Here is a 12,702-nt window from a genome sequence, read left to right as displayed (position 1 = left end):
CCAATCACTCAGAAGTGGGAATCCCGCTGTGCACATTGCATCTCGGGATGTGCCGGCGTCATTCTTACCAGCAGTGCGACTCACCGTGAGTGCACGTCACGCTCCGCTGATGGTGTGAGGTCGGAGAGGCGAGACGTGCGACGAGAGAGAGGCCCCTGTGATTCAGGAAGCGTGCATGTCACGAAAGCCGTGGGACTTGGCCTTCACAGCCGAACCCGAGGAAGTGGCCGCCCTGCGACGCATCATGCGACTTCATCTGGGAGTTTGGGGCCTGCACGAGGTCTCCGACGCGGCCCAACTCTGCGTGAGCGAGCTCGTGTCCAACGTGATCACGCATGTCGGCAACGGCACCCCGGTGACCCTCGCTGTCTCCATGAGCGGGACGTACCTGCGCATCGAGGTCCACGACCCCGACACACGTGCCCTGCCGACCCTCATGGCCGCGGATTCCGATGCCGAGGGCGGACGAGGTATGGCTCTGATCGACGCTATCGCCGACCGTTGGGGCGTTCAGCTCCGTGACGACCGGAAGGTGACCTGGTGCGAGCTGGCAACGAGCCTCGCCTCACCGACCGGTCACGTCGGAAGTCCGGGCGTGACGCGAGCCGAAGCGCTACTCGGCCTCTACGCTGCGACCAAGCTGCCTCGTGGTTCCGAGACGGGCCGACTGAGCACGACCGTTGCCGAGGAGGCGGTGATCGATGTCATTACGGACTTCCTCCACTGGCTCCGGGCGCATGGCTGTGACGGGGATGAGGTCCTCGACCGTGCCCAGACCCATTTCGAGGCCGAGTTCGGAGGTGTGGGAGAGCTGTGAAGGGCCGTCACCCAGCCTTGATCGTCGAGTACGTCCAGACATCTGCCGGGATCTTATGCTTCAGCCGCCAGTTGATCGCCATGGGCTTGCTGCCCCTATGGCCGTCGTACTCGGCAGGGCCAAGCAGCATCCACGGCTGCGCGCCGCCGATGTCGGTGCTCTTGTAGCGCCGGACGAAGAGCAGTACGTGGCTGCCCTCAGCTACGTGATGTTGGTAGCGCCGGCCAGTGGGGGAAGTTTCCGAGGTCTGGTTCTGGGATTCCCAGTGGAATTGGGTCTCACTCTTTGCATAGTCGTGGTAGCGAGTCTGCGGGGAGAAGTCCTTCTCGTCCTTCTCCAAGGTGATCAGCAGAGCGTCTGTCTTGATCGACTCGCACCACTTCACCCCCTCGCGGAAATCCCCTGGCATGAAGCCGCCAATGGCGGACTGCCCAAGAGCGGGCAGGATCTCCTCGCGGGTGTAGGAGGCATGCACTGTCAGCGGGATTCCGGCCTTTCCGCCTATCCCAGCAAGTGGGATCGGGACGTGCTCGGTGTGGGCCAGGTTGTATTCCAGCACCTGCCGCAATTCGCCGCGCAGCGCGTGGTGCTTGCGCAACGTGGTGAACCCAGCGTCGTAGCTCGTGAATCCCTTGCGTGTTACGCCACCGAGGGGCCACAGCTGGAAGAAGAGCATGCGGGCGTAGGCCTGTCCCTGCTCATCGAGCTCGCTGTAGGCGGGCGCGTCATCCTCCAACACCTTTGTGTAGGCGGCCACTCGCAGCGGGTCGTCCACGTGAAGGAAGGGCGAGACGCGCTTGAGGAGGGCTGCTTCGCCCTCGGGAGCCTCACCCTTGAGGAGTCCTGAGCGGCGGAGCAGCCCAGTCCAGGAGTTCCCGTTGCCTCGGTAGAGCTCCTTGAGCTCACGACCGCTCTCCTCCAGATAGCGGCTGAGTCTTGGCTCGGCGTAGTCAGCAACTTCGCGAGCCAGTGCCGTGACATTAACGCCGATCTGCTCCTTGATGTTGGCGATGATGGCTTTCTTCGCCTTCTCCTCAAGGATGATCTCGCAGCCGGACGGCAGCTGAGGGAAGTCGCGATCGATGTTGTCCAGCAGCCGCTTGCGGGTCAGGTTGGTTAGCGCCCGGAACTGGTTCTCGAAGCGGAACTCCTTGCGGTGCTGCCCGATGAAGTCGAGGACAGTGAGAACCGCTTTGTCCTCAGTGCGACGGAGCCCGCGGCCGAGTTGTTGCAGGAACACCGTGGCGCTGGAGGTAGGGCGAAGGAGCAGCAAGGTGTCTACATCGGGTATGTCGAGGCCCTCGTTTAGGAGGTCGACCGAGAAGATCACCTGGAGTGCTCCGGAACGTAGGTCGGCTAGTGCCTGCTTGCGCTGCTCTGCAGGGGTCTCGCCGGACAGCGCGATGGCATTGAGGCCGGCGGTTCGGAAGACCTCCGCCATAAAATGTGCGTGCGCGACCGATACGCAGAAGCCCAGTGCTCGCATGGTCCCAGGCTCGGCAACCTTCTCCTCAACGGCCTTTACGACCAGCCGTGCTCGCCTGACATTGCTCGACAGGACGTCACTCAAAGCGTTGGCGTCATACGCCCCGCGCTTCCACTCCACCGTGCTGAGGTCGGTGTTGTCGCTGATGCCGAAGTAGTGGAAGGGGCTGAGGAGTTCATTCTCCAAGGCCTCCCACAGGCGCATCTCGGCAGCGATCCGGCCATCGAAGTACTCGCCCTGGATGTTCTTCCCGTCCATGCGCTCAGGGGTCGCAGTGAGTCCGAGCAGCTCCAACGGCTGGAAGTGATCGACGATCTTCCGATATGTTGGCGAAGTTCCATGATGGAACTCGTCGATCACGATCACATCGAAGTGATCAGGGGGGAGACGATCGAGCGCTCTGGAATTGAGGGACTGGACGCTGGCGAACACATGCGTCCAGCGCTCTGGGATGTCCCCGCTGTGGAAGGGCTCGCCAAAGTTGGGATCCACCAGCACGTCCTGGTAGGTCCGCATGGACTGTTGCAGGATTTCTTTGCGGTGCGCGACAAACAGCAGTCGCAGATCACGACCGTGCTTCTTCCGTAGTTGCTTGTAGTCAAGTGCGGCCATGACGGTCTTGCCGGTACCGGTCGCCGCAACGAGTAGATTCCGATCCCGGCCATGCACCTCCCGCTCGACCTCCAGTCGCTCCAGCATGTCGCGCTGATGCGGATACGGTCGTACTTCGAGACCGGACAATGTGATCCCGCGGTCGGTGGCGCTTGATGACGACATACCGCCCGCGATGGCCAGGGCTTCCTGGAGTCGTCCTCCGTCAGCTTCTGGGTCGTACGTCTCGAAGGAAGGATCGCTCCAGTAGGCCTCAAAGGTGGCATCGAACTTTCGCAGCACGTCGGGAGTGGCGACGGAGGAGAGGCGGACGTTCCACTCCAGACCATCGAGAAGCGCGGCCTTGGACAGATTGGAACTGCCGACGTAAGCCGTGTCGTAGCCGCTCTGGCGGCGGAAGAGCCAAGCCTTTGCGTGCAACCGCGTTGATCGGGTCTCGTAGTTGACCTTGACTTGGGCGTTGAATTTCTCGACCAGCCGGTCCAGCGCGCGCCGCTCGGTGGCGCCAATGTAAGTCGTGGTGATGACCCGTATCGGCACGTTCCGCTCGTGGGCCGCCTTCAGAGACTGCTCAATGATTCGCAGCCCGTGCCACTTCACGAAGGCGCAGAGAAGGTCGACACTGTCAGCGGTGGCGAGCTCGGCGCGCAGTTCAAAGCCGAGGCTTGGATCCTCCGGCGAGTTGGTGATGAGCGCCGTATCGGAGAGCGGGATGCCCGGCCTCACTGCAAAGACGCCTGGGGCTTCTTGCCGAGTCAGGGCGAGAAGCTGTCGGGGCCCTTCGGCCACGAGATCCACCCACTCCTGTGCACCTTTCAAGGTGCTGATGGACTCCAGGATGTGGTTCGCCGCGTAGACGCGCTCCTCGGCCGGAAGGTTCTGCAAGACATGCCGGACCGTTCCTGCAACATGCCTCGCCAGGACATGAGGGACGGACTCCAGCCCGACCGCGTCACTCACGGGATGCCATCCGAGGTCGGCGAGCTCCTTCAACTGCTGCTGGAGGCGCAGCGTAATGAGCTGCTCGTAGAGGCCTGCATCGGGCTGTGAAGGCTCTACCAGCTTGGTCACTTGGTTCCCCCGCTCAGTCGGACAGTTGCCTCATGTGTAACAGAGGGCACTGACACTGGGGCATGGGCGGTCAGGTTCAGCAACATCACGCGCTGCAACCGATCGAAATCGCTGCTTGTTTGACGTAAGTGATCAAGTCCAGTCGAGTGTGGCCTCGCTGGAATCGAACGGGTGATTGGGTGGATTTAAGGTGTCGGTGTGGGAGCCACTTCCCCAGCCGACGCCGTGATCGGGGGCCAATCTGCATCAGACCAACCAGAATTTACTAACCCAGGGGTGAGTGACGGACCGATTCGCAACGGGTTACTTACCCAATCGGGCGCCTATTCGGACTCATAGACGATGGATCGACCTGTCGCGTCTTCGATCAGATCAATGAGGAGACTCAGCCGCTCCCGCAGGAATGCTTCATATGCTCGCCCCATCAACCCGCCTCCTTCACCAGTTTCGATGAGGTGTGATTCAAGCACCTCCGAAAGTTTCTTCTGAGAGGCTGGATCTTCGGCTTCCACGTAGTCCGCAATGTGACGGTCTCGAATTGCCCGCTTGATGCCTCTATTGACCAACACTCGATTTAGAATGAGGTCGGGATCGCGCAGTTCTCCGTCTTCAAAAGCGGATTCTTGGATGAACTTCCTCGGGAAAACTCGGATGTGGTCAGGGGTCGTCGCCGAGATACTAGAAACAGCCTGAGCAGACTCGAAGTCCTTTGCTCCGGCACGAATCAGCAAGGTCATGACTCCGCGAAAAAGTGCCTTCCTGTTTGCGCGGGCCAACAGGAGATCTGCATCCACAAGGTTGAAATTTTCGACGGCCTCAGGAACACGCTCAGGTTCTTCTGTGAAGAGCCAGTCGCGCAGTGCGCGATAGTCAGCGCCTGCCTGACTATTTGCTCCTTGGTCATAGTTTTCAGAGAAAACCGAGCACCAATAGAAGTGCCCCAGTTTTTCCAGGGCTTCAATTCTCGCCTTTGAGCGCAAATCTGTTATCTCTGTAAAAACCGCAGCCATGGGCACGAGGATCATGCTGTACGGAAGCCAGGTGCTTGACACTGCACCACATTGGCTCTTCAGGTAGTCGAGGGCGTCAGACATGCCCCCGACAGTTGAATCCCAGTGGGAATGAACTTCCTGGGCCGTCAACTTGTTAAGGACGTCTGCCCGCTGCGCCGTTCCGCGTACCCGCAAGGATACCGCCTGGAGAAGACCGTACGCATCTACACCGAACTCGCTGATCAACGGATAGCGGTTCAAGGCGTCATTCCACAGGTCGCGCATATGAACGCCCAGTGGATAAAACTTGGCCGTGAGAAGGTCGAAAGGAGTGAGCTCCTTGCCAGTTCTGTTCAACGTTTCAAAGATGTTGCAGACCGCGACGAGTGGCGTACTGGCCGGCAGGTCTACGACAGGAAAAGCGTAGGATTCTAGCGGCTGAAGGTAGCTGTCACGGAATTGATTCAACAGCTCCTCAAGCTCATCTGCGGCATCGCGATCCGGCTCCACCTCCCGTGCCAGCTTCTTGAACCAAGGACGTAGGCGATCGTACTCCGATACGGGGAATGTTGCGTTGTCGATCTGCCAGGCCATGTCGTTTGGATTGAATCGTGACCGAGCACGAGAATCGTGCGCAAAGATTGCATCATCGAGCTCTACGTCATCGAGCGACCGAAGGCATCCGGCCTCTCGATCGATGAAAGGCCAGACTCGAATGAAGAACTTGTGGTCACCGGTTCCAGTCAATGCTTGATAGATGGATGTGAGCCGTTGCTGCCCGTCAAGTACCAGACGATTTGGCCGCCGCTCTGGCCCACTTACGCCATCAAAATACCTATACCCGAAACTTACGTCATCATTTTGCGCCCAAGTAAGCAAGGTGCCGGCAGGATAACGAGAGATGATGGATTTGAGGAGTTCAACCGTTCGCCTGGGTTCCCATACAAAATCTCGTTGAAAGTCTGGTAGCGCTATCGATCCTTTTTTGATGGCCACCACTAGAGAGCCTGTCGATTCAGGCAGAGCCTTGAATACAGGGTCCTCCTTGAACATGGACGACATGGTGCTCTACCCTTTCTTGTAATCTTCAAATGCGGAGATCAACGACGTTCGAAGATCCGACAAGTTTTGGAAACGGTTAACTGGCTCCTCCGCCACACAACGAAGTACTGTCGTTTTGAATTCCGAGGGAATCTCGTTAAGGCGGTTCCCTCCAGGAGGAGGCATGTTCCAGGTAAGGCAGTGAATGAGGATCTTGCCGATCGCGAAGATATCTGCCGTTTCCGTCACTACATGGGCGTCATCATATTGCTCTGGCGCGGCGTAGATCAGGGTACCGACGAGCTTTTCAGCATCAGTTATCCTCAAGCTCTCAGAGTTTACGTTGCGGCAGAAACCGAAATCTGAGACCACCCATTCGCCCTCAAGTAGGAGGACATTGTTAGGCTTCAAGTCTCGATGTATTACGCCTTCAGTGTGAGCATACTCCATACCGTCAATTACCTTATGGATCGCATTTAAGGACCAGTCGACCTCTTTTCGCTCAGAATCAAGGAAATCCTGAAGTGATGCCTTAGCGAGTGGCATTGCATACCAAGGCTTCTGCCCGCGCCCCGAAAATCCTAGGACGGGCATTATGTTGACGTGGTTCAAGCGGCTCTGTTCTCTGACTTCACGAAGAAAGCGAATTCTTTCCTTGTCGAGCGTGGTTGGGTTCGACTTTTTACTTCCTTCGGGTGTCAGATATTTGAGAGCGACTTCCCGACCTGTATCCACGTCGATTCCACGATGGATCGTTGCCTGACCCCCGACAGCGATCCGAGCAAGCTTCCTGTATCCCGGCATCCCACCCCTGGCCCCTGTAGGTCGCAGAAGTCTAGTACTACAGCCGCAGTTGCAGTGACTGGCGGTCGGGCTGGTCGTTGGGCTGGTCATGGGTGGGGATGTCACGCTTGATGAGATGCATCGCTGGGCGGCTGGGCTGGATGCCCTCCATGCCCGGATCGGCCGGTATTTTCGCAGGTCGGAGCCGCGTGATCGGGCGAGGCAGTATCTGCGCGGTTTGCTCGCGCCGCTGGAGCGCAAGAACGGTTGGACGCTGGCCGAGCAGGCAGGTGAGGCGTGCCCGGACGGCATGCAGCGCCTGTTGAACCAGGCCGACTGGGATGCGGACGCAGTGCGGGACGAGGTCCGCGGCTTTTTGCTGGAACAACTCGGCACCGAGGACGGCGTGTTGATCGTGGATGAGACCGGCTTCATCAAGAAGGGTGTCCGCTCGGCCGGGGTACAGCGGCAGTACATCGGCACCTCTGGGAAGGTCGACAACTGCCAGTTGGGCGTGTTCCTGGCCTACGCCTCCTCTGCGGGCCGGGCATTGATCGACCGGGAGCTGTATCTGCCGACATCCTGGACTGAGGATCCGGCCCGCCGGGCGGATGCCCGGATCGGCGATGAGGTCGGCTTTGCCACCAAACCCGCCCTGGCCAGAGCGATGCTGGCGAGGGCGGTGGATGCCGATGTGCCGTTTCGATGGGTGACCGGCGACGAGGTCTACGGCCAGGATCCGGTGCTGCGTGGTTGGCTCGCCGAGATGCGACTCAGCTACGTGCTGGCGATCGGCTACAAGCACCGGTGCGGGCCCCGCGGGCAAAACGCCCGCACTGTCTCGGCCATCCTGCCCGAGGAAGCCTGGGAGGTCCGCTCGGCCGGTGACGGTACCCACGGCCTGCGCGAATACGCCTGGGCGATGGTCCCGCTGCCCGGCAACGGCGCGGACGGCTTCGAAGATGCCCTGCTTACCCGCCGGTCCCTGGCCGACGGTGAGCGCGCCTACTACCTCACGCATGCGCTCGCAGGCACCCCGCTGGCGGAGACTGTCCGTGCTGCCGGAGCCCGCTGGGCGATCAAAGAGTGCTTTCAGGCCGCGAAGAACGAGGCCGGCCTGGACCACTACCAGGTCCGCCATTATCCGGCCTGGTACCGGCACATCACCCTGGCCATGGCGGCCGCCGCCCATCTGACCGCCCTCCGGGCCTCTACTGGCGAAAGGGGAGACACCGAGGCGACTTCAGTCGACTGAGCCTGAACGAGATCCGCCGCCTGCTGAGCAAAATCGCCCGCGCCATCCGGCACGAAATCGAACACATTCTGCACTGCTCACGCTCGCGCCGACGCCACCAACACCGAGCCCGGATCAGCCACTGCTGCCGCCGCGGCCACGGACCCCCGTAACTGCGGCTGCAGTATTAGAGGGGCGTCCACTGAGGAGCGGTGCCCCATCACTGTCACCGCGACCTGCCCAGGCGCGGTCTCGCCTCGCCAGCACGCCGGGTTGGTTTGGCGGCTGGCGGGACGGTGGGCCGGGCGGGGATCTTGGGGCTTACTGCGCGCCGTGGCACCCCTCATACGTCTGGCCAGACCCGCACCAGCAAGCTGACCCCTTCTGCGGGGGCCACGCCACCGCCAAGCCCCGCGCCGCCAGTGTCGTCGCGTACTGGGGGAGCAGGGCCGGTTCTGCGGGGGAGGAGCTCTCCGAGGCTGCGAAGGCCTCGTACGACGGGACTGTGCCGGTGACGATGCCCAGGTTGGGGGTGCCGGAGGTGGAGAGTTCTCGGAGGGAGGACTCTATGGTCGCCAGGTGTTCCTTGTGGGAGGGGTACTCCGTGGCCAGGATCGGGTAGGCCGCCACCAGTTCGGCCAGTTCGGGCGCCGGCCAGTGCAGTACCGCCACCGGGAACGGGCGGGACAGGGCCTCGCGGTAGGCGCCCAGTTCTGCTCGTAGGCGGGTGATCTCGGCCTGGAGTTCTGCTGGGTTGTCCGAGCCCAGGGACCAGACGCGCTTCGGGTCGTGGAGTTCGTCCAGGGAGATTGAGGACGAGTGGAGGGTGTCTGCCAGGGCGTCCCACTCGTCGTGGGCTGCGCCCAGCATGCGGCGGACCCTGTGGCGGCCGACGAGGAGGGGGCGGGTGGTGTAGGGGGGTTCCGGGACGTCTGTCAGGAGGAGGGTCACGGCTGTCGTGAAGGTGTCGTGGGCCGCTTCCAGCTCGTCGTGGGATTCCAGGGCCTCCGCGATGATCACCCAGGGGGCCGGGTCTCGGGGGGCGGCTGCCCTGACGCCCTCGATGATCGCCCTCGCTTCCGCCTCGTGGCCGTATTCCCAGAGGTTGGAGGCCTTCAGGGCTCGTACCAGGTGGGGGTTCTCCAGGGGGGTGGAGGAGGAGAGGAGGCGGTCGTAGAGGGTGGTCGCGGCGGGGCGGTCGCCGGACAGTTCGCGGTGGGCGGCGGCCTGGAGGAGGAGGTGTTCGGCGTCCTCGGGGTAGAGGTCGGCGGTTCGCTCCAGGCGGGCCGCCTCAGCGGGGTGGTCGACGTTCTCGGCAGGCGTGTCGGGGCGCATGGACGACACCGTACTGGCCGAGGGGGCGGTGGGGTGAGCTACGTCCAGGTCGGGGCTCCGTTCATTCCGGACGGGGTGCCCTGCCTGGTCCCGCGGCGCCGTGGGTGCCTATTGGCAGATTCGTCCCGCCTGGCACGTCTTGCTACCGCGTGCAGGCGAGACCAATCTGCCAATTGGTCGGTCAGTCATCTGCGGGGTTCGGGGAGGGGGCGGGTGGGGCCCGGGGCGGCTCCCGCCCGCCTCTCCTGGCTGCCGGCTCCTGGCGGCTAGATCGTCACGCCGTCGATCTGAAGCGTCTGCACCGCTCCCGCCGCGAACGGGACCGCCACCGACTTGCCGTTCAGGCGTGTGTCCGAGTACGCGCGGTAGCGGTCGGTGCCGCCCGACGTGTGGGTGTTCCAGCGGGGGACCAGGCCGTTCGTGCCGCCCGTGACCGTCGTGAAGCGGGAGAGGTCGAAGGTGAGGGTCTGGGCGGCGTTGGTGGTTTCCACGGCCACGATCACGAGGCGGCGGGCCGTCGCGTCGTAGGCCGCCGCCGCGTAGCTCACGCCCGTGTCGATGATGGTCATGCCGGGGCGGATATGGCGGCTGAATTGCGCCATGACGTAGTGCTTGGTCTGCACAGTTGTCGGCTGGAGGGTGTTCGCGTCGTACGCGATCATCGCCCAGCCCGCCGTCGGGTCCATCACCTGCCAGTAGCACCAGGCCGTGGGGTGCAGCCAGCGGAAGTCGTAGCAGAGGTTGCGGGCGAGGGTCCAGCCGGTGCCGTCGCTGTCGCCCGTTTCCGAGTTCCAGAGTTTTTTGCCGGACGTTGTCACTACGTCCGTGTAGAGCAGGTCTCTGCGGCCGCCCGCGCCCTGGTAGCCGTGTACGTTCACCTGGCTTACCAGGGCCTTTGTCGATGCGCCGAAGGAGCTCCATGTCGAGCGGGCCGTGTCGTAGTTCGTTTCGTCCGAGGCTGAGATGCGGACGGACGTGAGGCCTCGCTTGTCCAACTCGCTGCGCATGTACGGGAGTACGGCCGCCTGGACCGCCGGGTCCATGTGGCAGCCCTCCTGGGTGCCGGTCGCCGTCCACCAGGTCGACGCCGGTTCGTTGAAGGGGTCGACCGTCGCGAAGTTCACGCCCCAGTTGTTCTTGGCGTAGAGGGCCACCGCCGCCAGGTGGGAGGCGTGTTGGCGGTAGTTCCAGGACTGGAGGTTGTTGCCGCCGCCCGCCGCGCCCGAGGGGTTGTGGTTCAGGCACATCCACCACATGGGGGAGTTGGCGAAGAGTTCCGTCGTCGCGCCTCGCGACACCGCCTTCGAGAGGGCCGCTCGCTGGTTCGCGTCCGCCGTCCAGTCCCAGGCCGAGGAGGTCGGGTCCTCGTTGTTCCAGTCCTGCCAGAAGCCCTCTATCTGTTTGAAGGCCGGGATGTTCGGCGATTCGACCATCGTCTCGCCGCCCACGCTGTTCCAGCTGCACGCGCCCAGGTTGTAGCGGGCGATGTTCATGCCCAGGCCGGGGAGCGCCGTGCCGTTGTACGTCGTCGTCTTCGTCGTGAACCAGAGGTCGGCGAAGTCGTCCCGGGCGCCGAAGACGTTCGCCCACCAGGCGAGCGAGGTGCCCCAGCCCTCCCAAGTGCCCCACTTCGTGGCCGGGTTGACGGCGATGGTCGCGTCCGCGTGTGCGGTGCCGGTGCCTAGGGCGGTGCCCGCGAGCGCGCCGCCGGCCGCTGCCAGCAGGGCGCGTCTGCCGAACGCCGGGGAGCGGTCCTTGGGGGGTTGAGGGGTGTTCTGGGGTGTTGGTGATGCGGTCATGTCAGCTCCGTGGGGATGCGGGTGCCGAGCGAGCGGGGAACTGCGGTTGAGCAGGGGAACTGCTGGTGGGGCGAGAACGGCCGCCTGGGGTGGGGTGCGGTCGCCTTTCGGAAGAGTCAGGTGTGAACCGTGGGGTTGTCGAGAGGTGTGACAGCGCTTTCTTCGATTTCTTTCAAGGGTTGTGAGAAGGGGAGGAGGAAGTGGTTCCCCTGGTGTGGACGTGCGGCGGTCTGGTTGTCCGCGGAGGCGGCCTCTATCGTTCGGCCCGTGAGGGCACCCCTGGTCGTCCACCACGGCGTCCGCCGCCGACGGGCCGCGTACGCCCGTGTGTTGTGGACCGCCGCCGAGCTCGCCGTCACCCTCGGCCTGGTCCTCCTCCTCTTCGTCGTCCACCAGTTGTGGTGGACCAACCGGCAGGCCCAGGAGGCGGCGCGGCGGGAGGTCAGGGCGTTGGAGAAGGAGTGGGCGGCCTCGCCGAAGTCCGCGCCGGACGCGGGTGCCGACGGCCCGGCTCCGACCGAGGTTCCGGGTACGGCCGCCGCCCCCTCGACGGCTCCCGCGCCCTCCTCGGCCCCCGACCCCACAGACGCCTCCACCCAGGCCTACGCCGTCCTCGCCATCCCCCGCCTCGGCCTCCGCGTACCCGTCGCCGAGGGGATCGGCCGGGCCGACGTCCTCGACAAGGGATACGTCGGCCACTACCCGCGGACCGCGCAGCCGGGCCGCCCCGGGAACTTCGCGCTCGCCGGGCACCGCAACACCCACGGCGAGCCCTTCCGCCACCTCGACCGGCTGCGGGCCGGCGACGAGGTTCGCGTCGAGACCCGGGACGCGGTCTACACGTACGCCGTCGACCGGACGCTCCCGCAGACCACGCCCGGCGACGGCGGCGTCCTGGAGGCGGTCCCGCGCAGTGGAGTGCGGCCGGAGTACGGGTACGGCGAGCGCGGCTACTACCTCACCCTCACCACCTGCACCCCCGAGTACACCTCCACGTACCGGCTCGTAGTGTGGGGGAAGCTGCGCTCGGTGCGGCTCAGATGAGAGCATGTGTGCGACCAGTTCGTACGGGGAGGAGGCGAGCCATGATCCGCAGCTGGACCAAGAGCTGGGCCAACCCGCGTCCCGCCGCCATGCTCCTGCTGTTCCTCTTCGAGGTCGCCCTCCTCGACACCGGCACCCTCTCCGCCGCCGTCGCCTTCGCGGCGACCGCCGCGGCCGGGTCCGCGTTCGCCGCCTGCGCGGTCATCGCCTCGCGCTGCGCGCCCGTCGTACCGCGGACGCGCGTACGGACGGCGATCCGTGACCGTGAACGCCGTACGGCGTTCCTGCCCCAACGGGATCCCGACGCCCGCGGTCGTACGCGACCCCGGGCGCCCGGACGTGCCCTCCTGACGGCCACCGCGTAGGGCACGCCCGCAGTCACCACGCAGTTCCACCTGTACGTGCCCCCTTACGCGGGCCGTCGCGCCAAGTCCCCCATTCCTTGGACTGCTTCCTTGGACTGCTTCCTGGCACGACGAGACCCATGG

9 protein-coding genes are annotated in these 12,702 nt (G+C 63.7%); 4 read left to right on the top strand and 5 right to left on the bottom strand.

The window, feature by feature from the left end; translation table 11 throughout:
- The first annotated feature begins 175 nt into the window (after positions 1–175).
- On the top strand, positions 176–817 hold the full coding sequence (locus tag F3T56_RS11440; protein ID WP_149824768.1) for an ATP-binding protein: 642 nt from the start codon (positions 176–178) through the stop codon (positions 815–817).
- Positions 818–824: 7 nt separating this feature from the next.
- On the opposite strand, the gene F3T56_RS11435 is transcribed toward F3T56_RS11440, so the two are convergent.
- The 3 genes from F3T56_RS11435 to F3T56_RS11425 all read right to left on the bottom strand — a co-directional run bounded on the left by F3T56_RS11435 (position 825) and on the right by F3T56_RS11425 (position 6,823).
- The gene (locus tag F3T56_RS11435) at positions 825–3,986 is read right to left on the bottom strand and encodes a DEAD/DEAH box helicase (RefSeq protein ID WP_149824767.1); all 3,162 of its coding nucleotides are present in this window, start codon (positions 3,984–3,986) and stop codon (positions 825–827) included.
- Positions 3,987–4,309: 323 nt separating this feature from the next.
- Positions 4,310–6,031 (bottom strand): GmrSD restriction endonuclease domain-containing protein, encoded by a 1,722-nt coding sequence (locus F3T56_RS11430; protein WP_172638898.1) that lies wholly within the window; start codon positions 6,029–6,031, stop codon positions 4,310–4,312.
- Positions 6,032–6,046: 15 nt separating this feature from the next.
- Positions 6,047–6,823, bottom strand: coding sequence for a serine/threonine protein kinase (locus F3T56_RS11425; RefSeq protein WP_172638897.1), 777 nt, complete (start codon positions 6,821–6,823; stop codon positions 6,047–6,049).
- Between the two features lie 88 nt (positions 6,824–6,911).
- On the opposite strand from F3T56_RS11425, the gene F3T56_RS11420 reads away from it, so the two are divergent.
- Positions 6,912–8,057: an IS701 family transposase gene (locus tag F3T56_RS11420; protein ID WP_425473560.1), complete on the top strand. Its 1,146-nt coding sequence runs from the start codon at positions 6,912–6,914 to the stop codon at positions 8,055–8,057.
- Between the two features lie 300 nt (positions 8,058–8,357).
- Here the strand turns inward: F3T56_RS11420 and F3T56_RS11415 are convergent, their stop codons facing one another.
- Positions 8,358–9,371 carry an SEC-C domain-containing protein gene (locus F3T56_RS11415; protein ID WP_149824761.1) on the bottom strand — a complete coding sequence of 338 codons (1,014 nt, stop codon included), beginning with the start codon at positions 9,369–9,371 and terminating at the stop codon, positions 8,358–8,360.
- Between the two features lie 266 nt (positions 9,372–9,637).
- Positions 9,638–11,170 (bottom strand): glycoside hydrolase, encoded by a 1,533-nt coding sequence (locus tag F3T56_RS11410; RefSeq protein WP_149824760.1) that lies wholly within the window; start codon positions 11,168–11,170, stop codon positions 9,638–9,640.
- 267 nt (positions 11,171–11,437) lie between these two features.
- Between F3T56_RS11410 and F3T56_RS11405 the strand changes: the two genes are divergently transcribed.
- A complete protein-coding gene (locus F3T56_RS11405; protein ID WP_149824758.1) occupies positions 11,438–12,214 on the top strand; it encodes a class E sortase in 777 nt (258 codons plus the stop codon).
- A 41-nt stretch (positions 12,215–12,255) separates the two neighbouring features.
- The gene (locus F3T56_RS11400; RefSeq protein WP_149824757.1) at positions 12,256–12,579 is read left to right on the top strand and encodes a DUF6412 domain-containing protein; all 324 of its coding nucleotides are present in this window, start codon (positions 12,256–12,258) and stop codon (positions 12,577–12,579) included.
- The last annotated feature ends 123 nt before the right edge of the window (positions 12,580–12,702 follow it).

This window comes from Streptomyces tailanensis, from assembly GCF_008386495.1.
Lineage (GTDB): Bacteria > Actinomycetota > Actinomycetes > Streptomycetales > Streptomycetaceae > Streptomyces > Streptomyces tailanensis.
The sequence above is the reverse complement of the archived record's forward strand: the minus strand, read 5'-3'. Positions and strand labels throughout refer to the sequence as shown.

What these genes read in the sequence shown, in the direction of transcription:
- F3T56_RS11440 (WP_149824768.1), top strand. Translation starts at nt 176, where the DNA reads ATGTCACGAAAGCCGTGGGACTTGGCCTTCACAGCCGAACCCGAGGAA.
- F3T56_RS11430 (WP_172638898.1), bottom strand. Translation starts at nt 6,031, where the DNA reads ATGTTCAAGGAGGACCCTGTATTCAAGGCTCTGCCTGAATCGACAGGC.
- F3T56_RS11425 (WP_172638897.1), bottom strand. Translation starts at nt 6,823, where the DNA reads ATGCCGGGATACAGGAAGCTTGCTCGGATCGCTGTCGGGGGTCAGGCA.
- F3T56_RS11420 (WP_425473560.1), top strand. Translation starts at nt 6,912, where the DNA reads ATGGGTGGGGATGTCACGCTTGATGAGATGCATCGCTGGGCGGCTGGG.
- F3T56_RS11415 (WP_149824761.1), bottom strand. Translation starts at nt 9,371, where the DNA reads ATGCGCCCCGACACGCCTGCCGAGAACGTCGACCACCCCGCTGAGGCG.
- F3T56_RS11410 (WP_149824760.1), bottom strand. Translation starts at nt 11,170, where the DNA reads ATGACCGCATCACCAACACCCCAGAACACCCCTCAACCCCCCAAGGAC.
- F3T56_RS11400 (WP_149824757.1), top strand. Translation starts at nt 12,256, where the DNA reads ATGATCCGCAGCTGGACCAAGAGCTGGGCCAACCCGCGTCCCGCCGCC.